The organism is Bacillus cereus group sp. MYBK222-1, assembly GCF_051916425.1.
GTDB lineage: Bacteria > Bacillota > Bacilli > Bacillales > Bacillaceae_G > Bacillus_A > Bacillus_A paranthracis.
On record NZ_JBQAGP010000001.1, the window covers coordinates 1,995,840 to 2,017,809 of the forward strand.

The following is a 21,970-nucleotide window of genomic DNA, read 5'->3' on the forward strand; positions in this document are numbered from 1 at the left end:
TCCTGTAACTTACAAATGATTTATAAAACAATATAAGCTCCCCTTATTACCACCCTATACGTACTTTTCCAAAATAAAGAAAACAAAATTTATTATATAACTTCCATTTTTTATAGAAATACACGTTACATCTATATTATAGTTATGAATAGACAAATCTTTTTAGATGCTATTTGTACGGAGGAACTATTATGAGTCGTAAAAAATATTCATCAACTCAAAAAAAACGTCATCCGAACATTTCTAGACGTTTGCGAAACCATATACAAGATCGTTCATTAGCAGAAATGTACGCATCTCTGTTCGAACACAACCCTGATGGTATTATTTCATTAAATTTAGAGGGAATTATTATACACACTAATCCTTCTGCTGAAAGAATACTAGGTTACACTTCTTCAGAATTAGAGCGAAAAAGCATTACCTCGATTTTAGAAGCTCATATTTCTGAGCAAGTATTACAAAATATAAAGAATACGGAAGCGGATAATCAACAAGAGTATATTTTATCTATTTATCATAAAGATGGATTCTTATTAGATGTCGTGACAAAACTAGTTCCTATTTTTGTCCAAAATCGTCTAACTGGCGTATATGCCATTATGAAGCCTCTTGAAAAATCAGAAAGAATTGAGAAAAAGCTGAAAGAAAGTGAGAAGAGATTACGCACATTAGTAAACTCCATGCCTGCGTTTGTTATATTTAAAGATCATGAAGGGCGCTGGCTTGAGGCAAATGACTACGCACTTTCTTGCTTCAATTTCCATCATGTACCTTACCACGGAAAAAAAGATAGTGAACTCATTCAATATAATGAAGCGTACCGAGAAGCTTTTTTACATTGTGAAGAAGTCGATGAATTAGCATGGCAACAAAGACAAATTCTTCATGGTGAAGAATTTATTATTCATAGAGATGATTTCGACCTAATCTTAAGTATATCGAAAGTTCCTCTCTATCACCCTGACGGCTCCCGTAAAGGTCTTATCGTAATGGGAAGAGATATTACTGAGCTAAAGGAAACGGAAAAGTTATTACGAAAATCTGAAAAGCTCGCAGTAGTCGGACAACTGACAGCTGGAATTGCTCATGAAATTCGAAATCCACTCACTTCTCTAAAAGGTTTTCTAACATTGCTACTCCCTGAAATAAATGAGGAGCAGAAGTGGTATATCGATGTTATGTTAAGTGAAATTTCACAGATGGAATCTATCACGAGTCAATTTATGGCGATGTCTAAACCACAAGTATTAGCAATCCAAACTTGTAACATACAAACTTTAATTGAAGAGGTAGTTACATTTATTTTACCAACCGCAATTATGCATAGCGTTCATATCATTATGGATCATTTTGATTACGTATATGACATTCAATGTGACGGTAACCAATTAAAACAAGTTTTTATAAATATATTAAAAAATGCGATTGAAGCAATGCCAAATGGCGGAAATATTTTCATCCAAACAAAACCATTAGAGGGTAATTTCATCTTAATACGGATCATCGATGAAGGTTGCGGTATCCCAGAAGATCGTATCTCCCGTTTAGGCGAACCTTTTTATAGTTTAAAAGAAAAAGGCACAGGGCTAGGATTAATGATGTGTTACAAAATAATTGAAGAACATCATGGTAAATTACACATTTCAAGTGAATTAAATAAAGGTACGGTCGTTGATATTCACCTACCACTTTCTTCACCTCACCTTGCAATCCAGTCTTAAATAATAAAAGAAGCATCTGCTAACGATTAGCAGATGCTTCTTTTATTATTTATACTTATAGAACTGTTTTTCCATACCATTCTTTTGCTTTTTCTACTTCACCCATCGTTAATTGATGTCCTCTATTTTCCCAATGCATTGTTACATTAGCGTTTGCATTTTCTAATAGTAGCTTCAATTCCTCTGACTCAGAAGATGAACAAATTGGATCATTTGTCCCAGCAGCAATAAACACGGATTTCCCAGCTAAATTAGGCAATTGTGTTCCTCTTCTAGGCACCATTGGGTGATGAAGCACAGCACCTTTTAACGCATTTTCGTAGTGGAATAATAAGCTTGCCGCAATGTTTGCTCCATTTGAATAACCGATAGCTACAATGTTATTTCTATCAAATTCATATGTTTTTGCAGCTTCGTCTAAAAACTCATTTAATTCCTTCGTACGGAAAATAAGATCCTCTTCATCAAAAATACCTTCTGCTAATCGACGAAAGAAACGTGGCATCCCATTCTCTAATACATTTCCACGGACACTTAATACTGAAGCTTCCGGATCCATTATTTCTGCAAGTGGTAATAAATCTAATTCATTACCTCCTGTACCATGAAGTAATAGCAATACTGGTTTTGACGTATCTTTTCCTTTTTGAAAAACATGTTTCATCATAATCCTTTTCCCCTTTCAATCACTTTAATCTAAATTTCTCACTTCAAATGGTAAAAGCGTTTGTTCAATCTGTTTTCTATGTTTTTCATATTGTTCCGGTAACTTTAATTCCTCACCCATCGTCTCTAACGATTCATCATGAGCGAAACCAGGGGGATCTGTTGCAATTTCAAATAAAATTTCACCGTGTTCTCTAAAATAAATTGCGTTAAAATAATTTCGATCTTGTACAGGAGTTACGTGGTATCCAAAACGGGACACATGCTCTTTCCAGTCTAGCTGATCAGCATCGTCACTCGCTCTCCAAGCAATATGATGAACTGTACCAACACCCATTTGACCGCGTCCGATTGTCGATAATTTCAAATCAATAATATTGCCAATATTAGCAGAAGAACGGAATCGAACAAATTCACCCTCTTCTCCAATTTTCTCAAGACCCATGATATGTTCTAACAGTTCAGCAGTTTTTTGAGGCTGCGTTGATAAAAGAACTGCACCGCCAAATCCTTTAATTGCTACTTCTGGCGTAACTTCCCCAAAAGTCCAATTATTTAATTCGCCTTCTTCTCTTTCTACTAATTCTATATGCAAACCATGTGGATCATCAAATTCTAAGTACTGTTCCCCAAATCGAGTCATTTTTGTATACGAAACATCGAATTTTTCTAATCTATTTTCCCAAAACTCCATTGCCCCTTTTGGTACAACATAAGAAGTGATTCCTACTTGACCGTCACCAATAACTCCTTGACGAGCACCTGCCCATGGGAAAAACGTAATAATTGTTCCCGGTTTTCCTCCTTCATTACCAAAATAAAGATGGTACGTACCTGGATCATCAAAATTCACTGTTTGTTTCACTAAACGTAAACCTAACACACCAGCGTAAAAATCTACATTTTCTTGTGGATGCCCTACAATCGCTGTAATATGGTGGATGCCCATTGTTTTCTTTTCCATTTCTTCCACTCCTTTTTTATTCCATTATAAAAATTGCTTTACATTAAGATTCATTATTCATTTTGTCCATACTGACTAGTAAAATCCGTCATGATAATTTTATCTCGAATTCGAGATATTGATTTTAAAATTACACATTAACTTCCAGTTCCTTAAATTATCTCAAATTCGAGATAATTATTAAAAAAATATTTAATCCATTTGAAATCTTTATTCAAAGTACAAATTAACTCGAACTCAAATTTATTATAAGTTACTTACTTTTAGTTGTCAACAAGTTCCTTATTTTCATTTTAAATAAAAAGAGAGTAAACGCCAGTTTCGTTTACTCTCTTCGCTGATCATTTCGTTTCTTCTTCCAGCACTGCTTCCATCTCATTAAATTCACGATGAATTGCTTTAACTGGTTCTTTCGTTAATAAACTTATAACAATCACAGCTAATAAGCTACAGAAGAATCCAGGTACCATTTCATACATAGTCGCTTTTAAACTTGGAATTTCTACCCAAGTAATTACAACTACTGCACCAACAATCATTCCAGCAAGAACGCCCCATTTGTTCGTTCTCTTCCAATATAAACTTAATAAAATGGCAGGTCCGAATGCTGAACCAAATCCTGCCCAAGCATAACCGACGAGTGTTAAAATTGTATCACTTGGATGATACGCTAAAACAACTGCGATCATAGCTACTACTAAAACTGACAGTCTACCGATAAATACAAGTTCTTTATCACTTGCGTTACGACGGAAAAATGTTTTATAGAAATCTTCCGTTACTGCACTTGAAATAACAAGTAATTGCGAGGAAATACTACTCATAATCGAAGCCAAAATAGCTGATAATAAAAATCCAGTAATGTACGGATGGAATAAAATATTTGAGAATGTTACAAAGACCATTTCCGGATCTTGTAATGTCGCATTATTTTTAGCGTAATAAGCAATACCAACTAGACCAGTAAGCATTGCACCTATAATTGAAATCGTCATCCAACCGATACCGATTCTACGAGAAGTTTTCAAATCTTTAATAGAGGTAATTGCCATAAAGCGGACAATAATATGTGGTTGACCAAAATACCCAAGACCCCATGCTAAAAAGGAAATAATACCAAGAATTGTGGTCCCTTTAAACATATCTAAATGCGATGCATCAACTTGCTTAATCGTATTGAATGTTTCTGTTACACCACCGACATCTGTAAAAGCAACAATTGGTACTAATACGAGAGCAATAAACATAATACACCCTTGCACAAAGTCGGTCCAACTTACTGCTAAAAAACCACCGAATAGTGTATAAGCAACTACGACACCAACAGTTACAAATAAACCAATTTTATAATCAAGGTTAAAAGAATTTTCAAACAAACGTCCACCTGATACTAAACCAGCCGACGCATAAAATGTGAAAAATACTAAAATGACGATAGCGGAGACAAAACGAAGTATTTTCGTACGATCTTTAAATCGATTCTCTAAAAAGTCTGGAATCGTAATTGAATCATTAGCCACTTCTGTATACGTTCGCAAACGCGGGGCAAGAATTAAATAGTTTACATAAGCACCTATTAATAAACCTATCGCAATCCACACACTTGATAACCCTGTCGCATACATCGCACCAGGTAATCCCATTAGCATCCAACCACTCATGTCAGAAGCACCAGCTGATAAAGCTGTAACTGCTGGACCGAGTCCCCTTCCGCCTAACATATAATCTGATAAATCGGATGTCTTCTTATAAGACCAATAACCGATATACAACATACCTGCCATATAAATAGCAAGCGAAACCATAATCTCAATCTTCACCAAATCTCTCCCTTAGTTACATAAGCCATTCAAAATTTCGAAAAATGACTTTTTCTATTTTCTTGTTTTCGCTTATGGTTCCCTACCTTAACAAACATTTTTTGTTCTTTCAAGTGAACAGGTGTTTTTTACTGCATGTGAAAACCTTCATAAACGCCTTTATCCCAGTGGATTACCCGGTTTTTAAAAGAAATTAAAGTAAAAATATTCAGAAAACAAAAAAACACTTTTCCACTTCTTATTTTCATTTATTTATCCGACAAATTTCCAAAAGAAAAAGCCATACAAATGCATGGCTTTTAGCTTATTGGCATCGTAATTTTCTCTTTCTCTACGTAAACTTTACGAAATTTTATATAGCAGCCAATACGCCAAGGTACTATATAACAAACCGCAAGAGTGTAGAAAAGAATGCCGATTGACTTTGGATCTAAACCTTGTAAATGTCTTCTAAAATAAGCACGTAAAAGAACGATAACTAAAAATGTAGCAATAAAAGCAATACTTTTTTTCGCATAAATTTGACCATCTTCTCTCACTTCATACCCACTTAAAATAATAAGTGGAATTGACAATAACAGTCCAATCCCAGCAGCTATCCCAATTTGCCAACCAGCAAGTTGTATCGGTGCAGCATATAAAGAAAAACCTGGTAATAAAAAGAATAATGGCAATAATAGTCGTCTTCCTTTATTTTTAATTGGCCGATTCATAGAACGCATACGTCTAAATATAACGAGCCCTATGACGAGTAAAAAAATTGTAATACTGTACGAACCTTGCTGCAAGTGAATCTCTCCCTAAAAATAGTCATTTTTAAAATCTTTTCCCATTATACTCCTAATATTTCCTAAATAATATGATTATCCCTTCGAAAAATCTTACATTTTCAATATACTTTTAGGTTTGATTTATTATAGGAAATAATTCCAAAAGAGGCACCACCCGCCCCACCTCATCTTTAAATACAATATGCTCCCTCGTTAAATGACGCGGACTCTTTACTCCCGCTGCTGCTGCTAACGAAAACAAACTATATCTCATACTAATAATATAATTCATAACTCGCCACTTCTTCTCATACGGATCTAACGCTTTTTGATAGTGCGGATTCGTCGTGGCCACACCAGATGGACATTGGCCAGAGTTACATTGAAGCGCCATAATACAACCGCTTGCCATCATAAAACCACGTGCCGAGTTTACAGCATCTGCACCAATCGCTAAAGCAATTGCCACTTTATCTGGTGTAATTAATTTCCCCGAGGCAAACACTTTGAATTTATCACGAACACCATACTGATTCGCTGTATCAATACATGTCAGTAACGCTGGAATAAGCGGCATCCCCATACTATCTGCCATCGATTTATATGTTGCTCCTGATCCACCTTCTGAACCGTCAATTGTAATAAAATCCGGATAGATATTTAACTCTTTCATCGTTTTAAATAAATCTTCCAACGGCTCCTGCTGTCCAATTACAATTTTCATACCGATTGGTTTCCCGCCAGTTTCTTGCAAACGCTGAATAAAATAAAGTGTATCTGCCGCATTGTTCAAAAATGAAAATCGATTCGGAGAATTAATCGTTTCTCCTACTCGTACATTCCGAACAGAAGCAATTTTCTCATTTACTTTTTGCCCCTCTAAATGACCACCACGTATTTTCGCACCTTGCCCAAATTTCAATTCAAATGCTTTAATATTACTTTCTTTCACTTTCTCCATAAATTTCTCCATTGAAAAATTCCCGTCCTCATCACGGTATCCAAATAGTCCTGGACCAATTTGCGCAACGATATTCGCCCCTGTATGTAAATGTTCTGGAATAACGCCACCTTCACCAGTATTAATCCACGATCCGCCTGCCATTTTCGCTCCAAAGCCGCTCGCTAAAATATAATTTTCGCCAATCGCACCGTAAGAAGTTGCTGATGCCCCAAACATGCCATACAGTTTCCACGGATATTTACGATTTTCGCCGACGATAATTGCATCGTCTTCTTCGTATAACCAAAGATTCGTTGTATCCGCTGTCAATTTTTCTCTCCTTGAAAATAATCCTTCTTTATGAATCACATACTTTTTCCCTTCACGTTCTTGCGTTACGTTCACACTTAATTCTTCTGTTAATACCGGAAACAACGTATTAGCAATATAATAACCAGATGCTTCAAAATCTCGTTTCGACCCAAAACCAAGTATTTCAGAGCGATACTTCGCTAAAAACATAACACTTTGAAAGTCGTAACGTGAAAAAGGTTTTCCATCTGTATCGTGATCAAACCAATATTGCCGGAATTCCGGCCCTATCTTTTCCAGTAAGTAACGCATTCTTCCTAAGTATGGATGTAGTTTTAAAATAGAATGATGCGTCCGTTTTTTTATAAAAAATGTGATAATAAAAAAGACGATTAAAAGCAACATTAATAATAGTAATATACTAATAATAACGAGTAGCGTTTCACTCATCTCGCTTCCCCCTATGAAATCCCATAATAAAAGGAGAACACTCCATGTGTTCTCCTTTTATCTTTATTCAAATTAATGTAGCAAGATGCTCTTTCGCGTCATATTCAACTAAACTTTCAGCATGTTTAATTCGATGAACAAAATCTGGATTAGCAATTAACGGTCTTCCGAATGCAGCTACGTCAATTGTTCCTTCTTGCAACGCTTCTTCAGCTTCTTTCGGATTCAAATTACCAACCCCAACAATCGTACCATCCCAATATTTTCTTACTAATTGATGAAAATTCTTTCCGTCAGCAATCACTTGCGTATAATTCATCGTTGAAGGATGAATCATCGTTAATCCAACTTCTTTAAACATATTTACAAATGTTTCAATTGCCAGCTCAGGGTTTTCCCACATATAAGTAGGATTATCCCCTTTAAAAGCAGAGAAACGAAGAAGTGTTTTATCAGCTCCAACTGCTTCTATTACAGCCTCAGTTACTTCTTTCATAAACGTTAATCTTTGCTTTAAGTCACCGCCATATTTATCAGTACGCTTATTAGCAAACTCATAAGTAAATTGATCAATTAAATATCCGTGTGCACCGTGAATTTCTACCCCATCAAACCCAGCTTCAATCGCATTTTTTGCAGCTTGTGCGTATTGACTGATAACTTCTTGTATTTCTTCTAATGTCATTGCTTCTGGTGTATCGAATGGTTTGCGAAAACGTGGAACATTCCCTTCTGCAGCGATGGCAGAAGGCGCTTGGGGCATTTGCCCACCAATTATTTCATGATGACTCATACGACCAACATGCCATATCTGAGCAATAATTGTCCCGCCTTCTTTATGTACTGCCTCTGTAACAGGTTTCCATGAATCAATTTGTTCTTGCGTATAAATCCCTGGTACTCCTGGGTTTCCTTTTGCTCTTGCGCTAATAACGATTCCTTCTGTAATAATTAATCCAACTCCGTCAGCAGCACGCTTTCTATAGTACTCCACTACATCAGCACCAACTACTCCAGTTTCATTGTCTGCAAAGCATCTTGTCATCGGTGCCATTGCTATGCGATTACGAAGAGACCAAGCTCCGACTTGAATCTGATCAAACAACTTCGTTTCTTCAATATTTTCAAAAGATCCCCAAGCGTTTACATTTGTTCCTTCATAAATACTTGCCGCTTTCTTGTTCGAACTTGTCATGTTTCTTCCCCCTAAAAAAATTCTTACTACAATCGCATCATACTTACTTTTAGATAGTAACGTCAATTTATACGACTTTTCTATAAAACATTCGAATATCCCAAAAACAGAATGCTATAAATAAACTAAAAAGGTTTCCTTAGTAGGAAACCTTTTTTAGTTGATCATATATGGCTGTCAATTTCTTCATCTCTTTAATATAAAGAATCCCTTATCAATAGAAGTGAAAATGGTTCAGTATTCTTCTAAAAATAATAACTTATATACCTAAAACAATGAAAGCCCTACCTCTCTTTCATCCTTACGGCTCCTCGTCCGTGCCAGTGTGAATCAGGATTGCAAAAATCAAGTAACTATTTTATCGAAGTATTGAATTAAACTTCGAACATTCGTAAAAGAATTAAAAAATAAAAATGGATTTGATTGTAGTAATAACAAAAGAGGTTAATGCTCTAAAAGTGGTTTGAAAGAGTTGAATGTCTTTGAAATGATTGATTGTCTATAATTATGTTCCCAAAAAATTCAAAACCTTTTTTGGGATACCATATATTATTTGTAATGAACCTTAACAAAAGCTTTTTATTTGATTTTCTGTGATACCTTCAATTAATCCCAGTTCACTAATCAAAAATTCATGTGCGTTATCTAACATTTTCTTTTCGCTTGCATTAAGTGCCTTTTCTTTCTGTATACGCATTAAATCACGCACAACTTCAGCACCTTCTTGCATTTTACCCGTTTTTATTTTATCAGTGTTCAATTTATATCTTTGTTTCCACGTAAGTAATCTATCTGATTCTCCATGTTGAAAAATATTTATTATGTGTATTAATGCCGTGATATCCGTTACTGGTCGTATATTTGAACTCAATATTTTCCCTTCAGGAATCATTATTTCCATATTACTAGCCGACATTTTTATAACATAATACTGTTGTTTTTTTCCTGCGATTTCCTTCTCTTCTATGGCTTTAATTATACCTGCTCCTTGCATTGGATAAACAATGTTATCGCCAATTTGAAACAAATAATCCACCTCCATATATGGTAACCTTCTCAAATTTAACACACTTTTAGTTTTTTAGCAAAATTTTTATTTTATCACAAAAATATTTTACACGTCAACACTTCAGAAGCAAGAAATTAAATTCACACAATACACTATAAAAACCGCAATTTTATTAACGGTTCCACACACATTCATTCTCTTTTAACATAAAAACACATCACTACATTTGAGTAGTAATGTGTTTTTGATAAAGCGTAAATAAAAATCTACTTTTCCGTCTATATACTAACCTGCTTACTAACTGTCTCCCTCGCCAAAAGAAAACTCATAATCACTTGCGCAGCTACTCGGCTCGTCATATCTCTGAAATCAAGGGTTGGATCAATTTCTACAATATCCATCCCTTGAACGAGAGGTTCTTTACCAAGAAATTCAATCGCATCCAGTAAAGTCGCACTATCCATTCCGCCAGGACCAATCGCTGGACAACCTGGCGCAAATGCTTGATCTAGTACATCCATATCAAGAGAAATATAAATAGAAGTCACGCCTTGCTTTCTTAATACTTCGATACTTTCCGTCATAATATCTTTTATTTCTCGCTCTCGTACATCTTTCATTGTATACACTGTCACGCCATGTTCTTTTGCATATTCATGGTACGCTCGTGCATTTGAAAAATTACGAATACCGATTTGAACGAGTTGTTTTCCTGTAATAACACCATTTTCTAATAAACTACGGAACGGTGTACCATTTGACGGACCACCATCTTCTAAATTGCGCAAATCATGATGGGCATCAAATTGAATAATACCGACCTTCCCTTTACTATTTGCAAATCCTGTTATACTCGGAAAACTAATCGAGTGATCCCCACCAAGAACGATTGGTATCATGTTCGGATTTACTTTCGTTACATGACCAACTGTTTTCGCAATTCGGTTATGACTTTCTTTTATATCCGTCACATGCATCGTAATATCGCCGCAATCATATAAGACACTTTCTTTCATATCATGTTCTTCTGTAATTGCGTACGTGCTATATGCATCTAACATCGCACGAATTGTTTTTGGAGCAAAACTTGCTCCTGAATGACTAATAGACGGTTTAGAAAGGGGTGCTCCAATTAAGGCCGCACCGAATATTTCCACGCCTTCCTCCCAATCTTTAATCATTTCACTCCATTTTGTCACTTCACGATCGATAAACTTGGCATTTTTCTTTAAATAGTGGCCGTGCTCCACGATTGTTCACCTCTTGTATATGCGATATTACCATTCTTCCATACTGTATTTACATGACTTACGCCGTAATGATACGGTACGTAAGCATAATTGTAAGCATCCCATAGCACTAGATCTGCCTTGCGACCTACTCTAATTTTCCCAGCTACGTCACCACGATTAATTGCGTAAGAAGAGTTAACTGTTACGGCATTCCAAACTTCTTCTGGTGTCATTTTCAACTTCAGCATTGCGATGCTCATAATAAGCTGAATGTTTTCCGTTGGACAGCTGCCTGGGTTAAAGTCTGTAGCTAAAGCTACCGCAACACCTTCATCGATCATTTTACGACCGCGAGCAAAGCTTTCTTTATTTAAATAGAAAGTTGTTCCTGGTAATAAAGTGGCTACTGTATTAGAGTTTGCAAGCATTTCAATTCCTTTATCAGAAGCACCAACTAAATGGTCCGCTGATGCTGCACCAATTTCAGCTGCCGCTTCCGCACCACCAAGAGGATCAATTTCATCCGCATGAATTTTCACATCAAAGCCAAGCTCTTTCGCTTTTAATAAAAACTCTTTCGACTCTTCAACAGAGAACACGCCTGTTTCGCAGAAAATATCAACAAATTCAGCTAATTGCTTCTCTTTCATTTCTGGCAGTAAGTCTAACATCCATTGTAAAAATTCTTTCGATCTACCTTTATACTCTTTCGGAACTGCATGAGCACCTAAAAATGTAGAAACTAAATCGATTGGATGCTCTTTTTGTAATTGTGCAGTTGCCTCTAATTGTTTCCATTCCGTCTCATCATCCAATCCGTAACCACTCTTCGCTTCTACAGTTGTAACTCCGAAAGATAGCATACGGTCTAAATGAAATTTCGCTTTTTGAACAAGTTCTTCCTTCGACGCTTTTTTCGTTGCATTTACAGTTGAAAGAATACCTCCGCCTTGTTCTAAAATTTCTAAGTACGGCACTCCTTGCAATTTTAATGCGATTTCATTTTCACGAGATCCACCAAATACAAGGTGAGTATGCGGATCAACAAGACCAGGAGAAACCATTTTCCCGCCGCAATCAATTACTTCTTTCGCTTGTAATCCTTTCGCTTCTTCTGCTGTTCCAACGAAAGTAATTACGCCGTTTTCAATCCCAACCACACCGTTTTCGATAACAGGAAGCGTGTTCATCGCTTCCCGTCTTAACAAGCCATCTTCTTGATCCATTGTTAGTAATTGACCGATATTGATTAGTAAAGTGTCCAGCATGTTTTCTCCTCCTTATTTCATCATTGGAATGTTAACGCCTTTTTCTTTCGCAGTTTCCACAGCTAAGTCATATCCTGCATCCACGTGACGAACAACACCCATACCAGGGTCAGAAGTTAATACGCGCTCAATACGTTTTGCCGCTGCTTCTGTTCCATCTGCAACGATAACCATTCCAGCGTGAAGTGAATAACCCATACCAACGCCGCCACCGTGGTGAACAGATACCCAGCTTGCACCGTTTACACTGTTAATTAATGCATTCAAAATTGGCCAGTCAGCTACTGCATCACTACCATCTTTCATCGCTTCTGTTTCACGGTTTGGAGATGCTACTGATCCGCAATCTAAATGGTCACGACCGATAACGATTGGTGCTGATAATTCACCATTTGCAACCATTTCATTAATGATGCGACCAAATTTCGCGCGCTCACCGTAACCAAGCCAACAAATACGTGACGGAAGACCTTGGAACTCAACTTGCTGACGAGCCATACGGATCCAGTTACATAAATGCTCATTATCAGCAAACTCACGTAAAATTACTTCGTCTGTTTTATAAATATCTTCTGGGTCACCAGAAAGCGCTACCCAGCGGAATGGTCCTTTTCCTTCGCAGAATAATGGACGGATAAATGCTGGAACGAATCCTGGGAAATCGAATGCATTTTTCAAACCTTCATCAAAAGCAACTTGGCGAATGTTATTTCCGTAATCAAATGTAATTGCGCCTTTTGCTTGCATAGCAAGCATTGCTTCTACATGTTTTGTCATGCTTTCTTTTGATAATTGTACGTAGCGCTCCGGATCTTCTTCACGAAGTTTTGCTGCTTCTTCTAATGTGTAACCTACTGGAATATAACCGTTTAATGGATCATGAGCAGATGTTTGATCTGTAACTAAATCTGGCGTAATATTACGCTTCACTAGCTCTGGTAAAATCTCTGCCGCATTTCCTAATAAACCAATAGAAATCGGTTCTTTCTTCTCTTTATACTCGTTCGCAACCGTTAATGCTTCTTCTAATGATTCTGTATACATATCACAGTATCTCTTTTCAATACGGCGATCGATACTGCGCTTATCAACATCAATAGCGATAACAACACCGCCATTCATCGTTACAGCAAGAGGTTGTGCACCGCCCATACCACCTAAACCAGCAGTAAGTGTTAATGTACCTTTTAATGAACCACCGAAATGTTGGCGTGCCGCTTCACCAAACGTTTCATATGTCCCTTGTAAAATACCTTGTGTTCCAATGTAAATCCAGCTACCTGCTGTCATTTGTCCATACATCATAAGACCTTTTTTCTCTAGTTCACGGAAGTGATCCCAGTTCGCCCACTTCGGTACTAAGTTTGAGTTCGCTAAAAGAACGCGAGGTGCATCTTCATGTGATTTAAAGATTGCAACTGGTTTTCCTGATTGAACAAGTAATGTTTCATCGCTTTCTAACGTTTTTAATGAATCTACAATTGCATTGTAGCTTTCCCAGTTACGAGCTGCACGGCCGATTCCACCATATACAACTAATTCTTCTGGCTTTTCAGCAACTTCCGGATCTAAATTGTTCATTAACATACGAAGTGCAGCTTCTTGCACCCACCCTTTCGTTTGTAACTCAGTACCTCTTGGCGCGCGAATTGTTTGTTTAACTTTTTCCATTTCACTCTCTCCCTTTTCTCATTTTATAGTGCTGCGTTTACATCTAATCTTTCTTTTATCGAATAATTCGTTTTTAACCAATACGCAATATTTTCAATATCCGTTGAGAATATACGGTCATTAGTAATAGAAGGTACTTGTTGACGACCTTGATGATAGAAGCTCTTCGTCACTGTACTCATGTTTTCAATACCGCGATATTCTGCTGCTTGCATCGCACAAATCATCTCAATTGAAAGAACACGTCTTACATTTTGAATAATTTGATGTGCATGGCGTGAAGCAATTGTTCCCATACTTACGTGATCTTCTTGGTTAGCTGATGACGGGATTGAATCAACACTCGCCGGATGTGCTAACGTTTTATTTTCAGAAACTAGTGACGCTGCAGCATATTGCATAATCATTGCACCAGACTGAAGTCCTGGTTCTGGACTTAAAAATGGTGGTAAATCGTTTAACTGTGGATTTACTAAGCGTTCAATACGGCGCTCTGAAATATTTGCAAGTTCTGCCATTCCAACTTTTAAGAAGTCCATCGCAAATGCAATTGGTTGACCGTGGAAATTACCACCTGAAATTACTTTTTCTCCGCCATCAAAAATAAGTGGATTATCTGTCGCGGCATTCATTTCAATTTCTAATTTTTCTTTCACATAATTTAAAACTTGCCAAGAAGCACCGTGTACTTGCGGAATACAGCGAAGTGAATAGGCATCCTGCACACGTAGTTCTCCTTGTTTCGTTGTTAATTTACTATCATGAAGGATGTCACGAATTCTGCTTGCTACTTCCACTTGCTCTTTATAACCACGTGCTTTATGAACATTTTCATCAAATGCATCAATAATGCCTTGTAAACCTTCAATTGTCATAGATGCAATTAATTCAGCTTGATAAGCCGTTGCTTCTGCTTCTATATAAGAAAGAACTCCTTGCGCTGTCATCGCCTGCGTCCCATTAATTAACGCCAGACCTTCTTTCGCTTCAAGTTCAATTGGCTCAAGACCTTCTTCTGTAAGAGCGACCATTGCATGAACGCGTTTTCCTTTATAGAACACTTCACCTTCGCCTAATAATACGAGCGCAAGATGAGATAAAGGTGCTAAATCGCCACTCGCACCAAGTGAGCCTTGTTGTGGAACAACTGGGTGAATTTTACGATTTACAAACTCAAGAAGCATATTTACAACGAGCGGTCTAACACCAGATACTCCTTTAAGCATCGTGTTTGCTCGTAAAATTAACATACCGCGTGATACTTCTTCAGGGAATGGCTCGCCTATCCCACATGCATGTGACTGAATTAAATTATGTTGAAGTGCCTTTACATCATCTTTTTGAATTAGCACATCACTAAACTTTCCAAATCCAGTTGTAATACCGTAAACAACTTTTCCGTCCTCTACAATTTTCTCAACTACTTCGCGGCACTCCGCCACCTTTTGCATACTAGTTGGACAAGCTGTTACACCTTCTCCTTCAAGTAACAACCTCTTCATTTCTTCAATTGTCAATGTGTGTCCTGTTAACGTAATCATTGTTTTTCCTCCTTAAAAAGGCAAAAGGGGACCTTATCTTTTTAAGACAGACTTCTGTCCTAAAAAAGTAAGGCCCCCTTCTAACTAATAGACTATGGGCAAATCATATGTGATTAATTCCTAAACCAATCGCCTCATGCTCAGATCCTTTTACAGGTGCACCAATCGTTCCATATAATGCAACAGCAACCCATTCGCCCTCTTTTTTTCCGTCGTATGGTGTACCGCGCACAATCGCAAAGCGAAGTCCTACTGTACGAAGAACGTCTGCTAACTGAATTTGACCTCTCGTCACTCCGTACAAAGCTTCCATAATTGCGTGATAAAGTGCATGTGTTTCTCTGTAAACGTCTGTTTCAATAACTTGGTTGCTCTTAGCCGCTGTTTCCATTGCTGCGACAACCTTTTGCGAATTCATCGAACCCACTTTCCCCGTACAATACTTCCAACCTTTTGGGATAGATAATACAGGGCTTTCATTCTCATCCGCAAGTGCCAACAGCATGGCCATACGACCAATTCGATGTGTTCCTTGAAGAAGCATGTGACTCTCTCATTTCTTTTAATTATTTGAATATTTCTTAATTTAAGAATATATGAAAACGGTTAAATCGTCAATAGTTTAAACTCACATTCAAACAATTTTTTCATCCCCTCCATTTGTGTACACAAATGATTTACACAAATTTTTCAGGCGTGTTATAGTCTCACTAACCGATACAAAGGGGAGAGATTTCAGTGACAAAGCGAAAAAATATTCATTTTCGAATTGAAGAAAAATTACTTGAAAGGTTTGAAGCTGCACTCCATTACGAAGGCTTAAAGAAAACCGACGTATTAACGCACGCAATTCAGCAATTTTGCACGAAGGTGGAATGCGAAAAGATGAATGATGTAAAACGCCAGTACAATGTAAGCAACCATTTACAAATACGTATTGATACGCATAAACATTACGAAGAAAAACAAGTGAATTTAGATGAAGTCGTCATGGATCATTTACAACTTCAAGGAGACGAGAAAATATTAGAGGTTGGGTGCGCTAACGGAAAATTTCTTTCCTTTTTGCAAGCGAATGGCCATAAAGGTCAATTAACAGGTTTTGATCAATCAGAAGCCATGCTCTCTGAAGCCACTAAAACAAATACTTTAATTGAATGGAGACTAGGTGACGCTGAAAAACTTCCTTTTGAAGCCAATTGCTACGACTGGATCGTCGCAAGACATATGTTATATCATATGAAAGATGTTGAAAAAACTATCCAAGGGTTCCATAAAGTAATACGTCCTGGTGGCTCACTTTTAGCTACTACAAATTCTGACGTTACATTACCTCGTATAGTTGAAATGTGTAATCGCATGTTAGACGCATTTGATTTACCGAAAACAACATCTTCAGTCACGCCATTTTGTTTGGAAAATGGTAAAGAGATATTACAGTCTGTTTTTTCAACTGTTGAAGAAGCAGTTATTCATAATGCTCTCGTTTTTCATCATGCTACTCCAATTGTAAACTATATTTCTAGCATGTTTCCGTCGCTAAATATACCTGATAATACACATCTTCACGCCGAAATGAAGGAATGGCTAAAAGAAGAAGTAGAAAATGAATTGGCAATTCATAACGGTATATGGCGCGATCCGAAAACGTTAGCCATTTATCGATGTCAAAAAGAAAAAAGCTAGCAAATGCTAGCTTTTATACATTCTCAGGCAAAAGCTCCTCCATCATCACATTCCCCTTACCACTGTAAAAATTTATATTGTGTTCGTTCGCTATCCCAAAATAAGAGGCAATCGCTATTCCAAATGGTACAAATGCATGCCCCTGCGCTGTAATAATGTTTGAATGTTCCACAACTTCTTCATACACAAAATTTTCTACTGGAAAACAACCTAATTTTCTATAGTCCATAGTTACTGTATACGAGTTTTCTTTGAATAAGCCTGCTTTTGCTAGTGCATACGGTCCCGCACAAATAGCAGCTACTAATTTTTCTTGTTCGTGAAACTGACGGATGACTGAAAAGAGTCCTTCTGCATCCTTCATATGTATCGCATCTCCGCCTGGAATAATAATCCCCTCATATTCTTCTACACGTACTTCACTTAATTCTATATGCGGTTGCACTTGCAAACCTGTTTCACTTATAATCAATTCTTTCGTTAAACTCGCTGTAATAATTTCATATTTATTTTTCAACAATGCCGTTGCTACTGTTATTTCAAACTCCGCAAATGTTGGGTATACAAATAAAAGTATTTTTTTCATATCCCTCTCTCCTTTAACCAATCCATAAAATATCCCTCTAATTCTTCCGCTGTTAATCTATTCGTGTCCACATAAGTTACAGGAAATTGTTTATACCAGTCTTTTTCAGTTTCTACTAATTTAAATTGCTCCTCAAATGTACTTCTGTTTCTTGTTCTATCATTATTTTTTCTATTATATAAATTACTTTCCGAGCCATCTAAATAAAAAATAGCATCTGAACGACATTCTCTTAATTTATATAATTCATCTCTTAATGCAGTTTCTATATCCCACTCTTCTCCTATAATCTTTGGATAAAAGAGCGTAAAAAACTCAATATCTTCTGGCCCGCGATCAAAAATTACAACTGAATCTTTTACATTTTGAAACTCCTTTATTTTTGCTTCCATAAACATTTTTTGATTTAGAATAAACCCTTCTTTTGAATTTATATCCAAATTTAATACTCTTCGCTTTTCTACAATTGGATAAGGGTTTTCATATATAACTGAAAACCCACATCGCTCTAACCTTTTAGCCAATGTCGTTTTTCCGCTTGCCATCGGTCCTTGGAGTGAAATTACATATGCCATTCCTCTCATTCCCTTGCGCTTTAGTAAAACTATAATATACAGAATCTTGAAAACTATCAACAAAATATATATCATCTTGTTTCTTATTCTTATCTAACATATAATAAAAAATAGAGATTATGACGGACGCATTAATAATGTAAGCTTGGAAATCCAAGCTTACATTATTTTTTGCTTTCCCTTTTCAAATAAAAAGAGTATACTAGATTAGAACGTATGTTCTTAATGATTACATACAGTAAGGAGATAAGACAATGGTATACGATACAAAAGCAATTTCTTGGAACGAGTCTTTAAAACAACTTCAACGCCGCTATACAAACAAACAAGTTGACCGAAAAGAATTTGAGGATATTGAACTGATGGAATTCTTCCGCGATAACGACTACATTTCTTTACCTACACATATAAGCGGCCTATCAACAGCACGTTTTACTTCTTACTCTATTTTCACAACTGAAGATAAAGATCGTAAAGTTGGCACATTAATCATTGAATATGTAGAAGATGATAATAATAATTTATGTGTGGAACAACTATACTTCGTTTAAATGATAACGCTTGGTCAAAATGACCAAGCGTTCTTGCTTTCTATGAATCTCACTGTTTATAATATAAATAAAAGAAAACCGCAATCATTAAGGGGGGATACTCTTGCTCGAAGGATGGTTCAGTTGGTTTATTGTACTGTGGACTGTTATTTTATTAGGACTTATGTCTATCGGTGGATACTTTATGTTCAGAAAATTTTTAAAACGACTACCAAAAGAAGATGGTATGTCCATTTTAGATTGGGAAGAGCACTATATTAATAAAACGAGGCATTTATGGGATGACGAACAAAAACAATTGTTAGAAGAGCTCGTAAGTCCTGTTCCAGAGCTATTTCGCGATGTTGCTAAATCAAAAATTGCTGGCAAAATCGGTGAACTAGCCTTACAAGAAAAAGCCTCTCAAATTACACAAGATTTAATTATTAAAGGGTATATTATTGCTACACCGAAGCGTGATCATAAATTTTTAGTAAAAAAACTACAAGAAAAAAAGATTGATTATTCTCATTATCAATCTTTACTAACAAAATCTACCTCATAAAAAAAGATTGCTAACTTATAGCAATCTTTTTTAACTTACAGTTACTGATTTTACTGCTGTTAATTTAGCCTCCGCCAAGTCTATTTGTAATCCAACCGCACTTGTATAAATTGTATCTCCGGTACCTGTAATATTTACTTGTGTAGATGTCGTATTTGGTGCAATAGAACCTGTTGCATTTACATTTGTAATATCAAACTCAGCTCTTGCATTTGCAGTTGTAGTCGTTCCAGAAAAATTCCGATCTGCAAAACTACCAATTGTATTTAAATTTCCATTAATATCATTTACTTGCCCTCTAAAAAAGTTCCCTATTGGATTATTTGGTCCTGTTAATGTCACAGAGTTCAATTGAAAATTATCACCTGTAAAATTCGGATCACCATTTACCGCCATTACAAAAGCTCTTGCTGTCACCGTCCCTGTAGCTGGTGTAAAAAATCCTGAAATGGTTTGTGGTGTACCGGATAATAAAAAACCTGGAAATAAACTCACATTTCTCATCGGATATGAGGAATCACGATATACAACAATCAACGACCATCCTGCACCATAACCAACTGGCTGACGCGTAGGTAATCTTGTCACACTATATCTTCCTGCTGCTCGATTCGGTAAACCTTGCAGTAAAGATGTAACGTCTGCTGCTCGATTATAAACATTGGCTATAAAAGGGAGATTTGTCCCTTCTGATGACCATGCTGAATTAATTGTCACTTGTGTACTCGTTCCATCAGGCGTAACTAAATTTGGCGGATTCGCATCAACAACAGCAGTTGTAACAGCCGTATCCAATCCACCTGACCAAACAAGTAACGCAAAATCTACAACCGCCGTAGCTGGAACGATAGTAGTTGATGGATTTAATTCAGCCCATGAGCCATCTAATGTCCAATCATTTGTTGTACCTCCAAATGTATTCGGGTCCGTCGATGAAGGAACTCCTCCAAAAGTAGAATCTGTATTTAATGTTATAAGTGCATTGTAAGCAAAGTTTGTATTTGCAGTACCGCGCATTCCCATCGTATTACCCGTATGCATCATAAATAAGTTATCGTTTTTACCGTAAGCTTGAACAAAAGCCAATAGAATTCACTCCTATTAGGATAAAAATTTTATTAAAGTTTTCAATTTTTTAACTCACTATTACTGATTTTGTAGCAGTTAAACGTGCCTCCGCTAAATCTATTTGTAAACCGACAGCACCAGCGTAAAGATAATCAAATGTATTTGGGATATTCACGATAGTAGAAGTAGAGCCGGCTGTTAACACGCCATTTGCGGGTACATTTGTCACATCAAACTCTGCACGCCGATTAGTCGCAGAAGTACCAATTGGTATATTTCTATCCCCAAAACTTCCGACTGTATTTAAATTTCCCAAATAATTATTTACTTGTGAAGCAAAAAAGTTATTTATTAAATTATTAGGTCCTGAAAGTCCCGTACCGTTTAAGTTAAATCTATCACCTGTCGCATCAGTATCACCATTAATTGCCATTGTAAATACACGAGCATTAACCGGCGCTACAGCTGGAGTGATAAAATTTGAAATCGTTGCTGTCTCACCCAATGTAGAAATGAGTAAACCAGTATATAAACTAACATTCCTAATAGGATATGAATTATCGCGATATACAACAACCAATGCCCATCCTACGCCTGTCCCTTGCGTCGGAGGATTTGCCGTGGGAACCCTTTCTACAAAATAATCCCCCGCTGCTCGATTTGAAAGCCCTTGTAGAATATTTGTTACATTTGCAGCACGTGTATAAATGGTACCTTGAAATGTTCCGCTTGATCTCGTCTCTCCCCATGCAGGAACACTCGTAATTGTATGAGTGACCCCATCCGGTGTTTGTAAAGTAGGTATATTGTTATTTACCACCGTTTCTGTCACAGTTGCACTCAATGTTCCTTGCCATACTAGCATTGCAAAGTCTATAGTTGCTGTTGCTGGTACATCTGTTACTGAAGGATTAAGTCTTGCCCAAGAACCATTTAATGTCCAATCATTTGTCGTTCCCGCAAAAGTTAATGGATCTACCGAAGAAGGAACTCCTGCAAAACTTAAATTTGTATCTCTTGTTATTAATGCATTGTATTGATACGCCGTCGCTGTTGTAATACCACGTATGCCAACTGTATTCCCTGTGTGTACCATAAATAAAGAGTCCGTTTTCGTATATGTTTGTACAAAAGCCAACAATTCCACTCCCCTTCCATATAAGATAAATATTTATTCGCTATTTCATTTAATGCAAACAAGTAAAAAAAGTTCCATTTGTATATGCACAGACTAATTTGGGCAAAAAAAAAGCCTTTGCCTATTCCTATTCATTTAAATTTGAATAGGATGCAATGACGAGCTCATTTTATACTAATATTTACACATAGTATTGTTTCTAGATTATTAAATAATGCTATTTGTAAATATTCCATGCCTTGACCGGATTTAAATTT

The 21,970-nt window shown here is 36.6% G+C and carries 20 protein-coding genes; 4 read left to right on the plus strand and 16 right to left on the minus strand.

The window, feature by feature from the left end:
* Positions 1-191: 191 nt before the first annotated feature.
* Positions 192-1,724: a BA3702 family sensor histidine kinase gene (locus ACTFR9_RS10285; protein ID WP_000087671.1), complete on the plus strand. Its 1,533-nt coding sequence runs from the start codon at positions 192-194 to the stop codon at positions 1,722-1,724.
* 55 nt (positions 1,725-1,779) lie between these two features.
* Here the strand turns inward: ACTFR9_RS10285 and ACTFR9_RS10290 are convergent, their stop codons facing one another.
* From ACTFR9_RS10290 to hutP, 12 genes are all read right to left on the minus strand, one after another.
* Positions 1,780-2,391 carry an alpha/beta hydrolase gene (locus ACTFR9_RS10290; protein ID WP_000975470.1) on the minus strand — a complete coding sequence of 204 codons (612 nt, stop codon included), beginning with the start codon at positions 2,389-2,391 and terminating at the stop codon, positions 1,780-1,782.
* A 24-nt stretch (positions 2,392-2,415) separates the two neighbouring features.
* Positions 2,416-3,354: a ring-cleaving dioxygenase gene (locus tag ACTFR9_RS10295; RefSeq protein WP_000412746.1), complete on the minus strand. Its 939-nt coding sequence runs from the start codon at positions 3,352-3,354 to the stop codon at positions 2,416-2,418.
* Between the two features lie 341 nt (positions 3,355-3,695).
* Positions 3,696-5,174 (minus strand): sodium/proline symporter PutP, encoded by a 1,479-nt coding sequence (gene putP / locus ACTFR9_RS10300; RefSeq protein ID WP_229136651.1) that lies wholly within the window; start codon positions 5,172-5,174, stop codon positions 3,696-3,698.
* 299 nt (positions 5,175-5,473) lie between these two features.
* A complete protein-coding gene (locus ACTFR9_RS10305) occupies positions 5,474-5,962 on the minus strand; it encodes a cytochrome c biogenesis protein CcdC (protein WP_001183914.1) in 489 nt (162 codons plus the stop codon).
* 112 nt (positions 5,963-6,074) lie between these two features.
* A complete protein-coding gene (locus ACTFR9_RS10310; protein WP_000005201.1) occupies positions 6,075-7,649 on the minus strand; it encodes an FMN-binding glutamate synthase family protein in 1,575 nt (524 codons plus the stop codon).
* 67 nt (positions 7,650-7,716) lie between these two features.
* Positions 7,717-8,844, minus strand: coding sequence for an alkene reductase (locus ACTFR9_RS10315; protein WP_000204380.1), 1,128 nt, complete (start codon positions 8,842-8,844; stop codon positions 7,717-7,719).
* A 565-nt stretch (positions 8,845-9,409) separates the two neighbouring features.
* Entirely contained in the window at positions 9,410-9,871 is a 462-nt protein-coding gene (locus ACTFR9_RS10320; protein WP_170868999.1) for a CarD family transcriptional regulator, read from the minus strand.
* Positions 9,872-10,131: 260 nt separating this feature from the next.
* On the minus strand, positions 10,132-11,103 hold the full coding sequence (gene hutG, locus ACTFR9_RS10325) for a formimidoylglutamase (RefSeq protein WP_000399843.1): 972 nt from the start codon (positions 11,101-11,103) through the stop codon (positions 10,132-10,134).
* Complete coding sequence (hutI, locus tag ACTFR9_RS10330) at positions 11,082-12,353, minus strand: imidazolonepropionase (protein WP_000887556.1); 1,272 nt, start codon at positions 12,351-12,353, stop codon at positions 11,082-11,084. The genes hutG and hutI overlap by 22 nt, the downstream gene beginning before the upstream one ends.
* 12 nt (positions 12,354-12,365) lie before the next feature.
* Positions 12,366-14,024, minus strand: coding sequence for a urocanate hydratase (hutU, locus tag ACTFR9_RS10335; RefSeq protein ID WP_000416706.1), 1,659 nt, complete (start codon positions 14,022-14,024; stop codon positions 12,366-12,368).
* Between the two features lie 23 nt (positions 14,025-14,047).
* Positions 14,048-15,565 carry a histidine ammonia-lyase gene (gene hutH, locus ACTFR9_RS10340; protein ID WP_000631850.1) on the minus strand — a complete coding sequence of 506 codons (1,518 nt, stop codon included), beginning with the start codon at positions 15,563-15,565 and terminating at the stop codon, positions 14,048-14,050.
* A gap of 103 nt (positions 15,566-15,668) precedes the next feature.
* A complete protein-coding gene (gene hutP, locus ACTFR9_RS10345) occupies positions 15,669-16,109 on the minus strand; it encodes a hut operon transcriptional regulator HutP (RefSeq protein WP_000926516.1) in 441 nt (146 codons plus the stop codon).
* 194 nt (positions 16,110-16,303) lie between these two features.
* On the opposite strand from hutP, the gene ACTFR9_RS10350 reads away from it, so the two are divergent.
* Positions 16,304-17,251 carry a class I SAM-dependent methyltransferase gene (locus ACTFR9_RS10350; protein ID WP_000166810.1) on the plus strand — a complete coding sequence of 316 codons (948 nt, stop codon included), beginning with the start codon at positions 16,304-16,306 and terminating at the stop codon, positions 17,249-17,251.
* Between the two features lie 13 nt (positions 17,252-17,264).
* Here ACTFR9_RS10350 and ACTFR9_RS10355 read toward each other — a convergent pair whose 3' ends face one another.
* Together ACTFR9_RS10355 and ACTFR9_RS10360 are read right to left on the minus strand one after the other, a co-directional pair.
* Entirely contained in the window at positions 17,265-17,837 is a 573-nt protein-coding gene (locus tag ACTFR9_RS10355; RefSeq protein ID WP_229136650.1) for a DJ-1/PfpI family protein, read from the minus strand.
* Complete coding sequence (locus ACTFR9_RS10360; RefSeq protein WP_001998011.1) at positions 17,834-18,421, minus strand: AAA family ATPase; 588 nt, start codon at positions 18,419-18,421, stop codon at positions 17,834-17,836. Before ACTFR9_RS10360 ends, ACTFR9_RS10355 begins: the two co-directional genes overlap by 4 nt.
* A gap of 245 nt (positions 18,422-18,666) precedes the next feature.
* Here ACTFR9_RS10360 and ACTFR9_RS10365 point away from each other — a divergent pair, with 245 nt between their 5' ends.
* Both ACTFR9_RS10365 and ACTFR9_RS10370 read left to right on the plus strand, forming a co-directional pair.
* The gene (locus ACTFR9_RS10365) at positions 18,667-18,963 is read left to right on the plus strand and encodes a hypothetical protein (RefSeq protein ID WP_000262403.1); all 297 of its coding nucleotides are present in this window, start codon (positions 18,667-18,669) and stop codon (positions 18,961-18,963) included.
* Between the two features lie 103 nt (positions 18,964-19,066).
* The gene (locus ACTFR9_RS10370; RefSeq protein ID WP_000889384.1) at positions 19,067-19,507 is read left to right on the plus strand and encodes a DUF2621 domain-containing protein; all 441 of its coding nucleotides are present in this window, start codon (positions 19,067-19,069) and stop codon (positions 19,505-19,507) included.
* A gap of 30 nt (positions 19,508-19,537) precedes the next feature.
* On the opposite strand, the gene ACTFR9_RS10375 is transcribed toward ACTFR9_RS10370, so the two are convergent.
* The gene (locus ACTFR9_RS10375; RefSeq protein ID WP_061131647.1) at positions 19,538-20,593 is read right to left on the minus strand and encodes a hypothetical protein; all 1,056 of its coding nucleotides are present in this window, start codon (positions 20,591-20,593) and stop codon (positions 19,538-19,540) included.
* A gap of 49 nt (positions 20,594-20,642) precedes the next feature.
* Positions 20,643-21,713, minus strand: coding sequence for a hypothetical protein (locus ACTFR9_RS10380; RefSeq protein ID WP_229136649.1), 1,071 nt, complete (start codon positions 21,711-21,713; stop codon positions 20,643-20,645).
* Between the last annotated feature and the right edge of the window lie 257 nt (positions 21,714-21,970).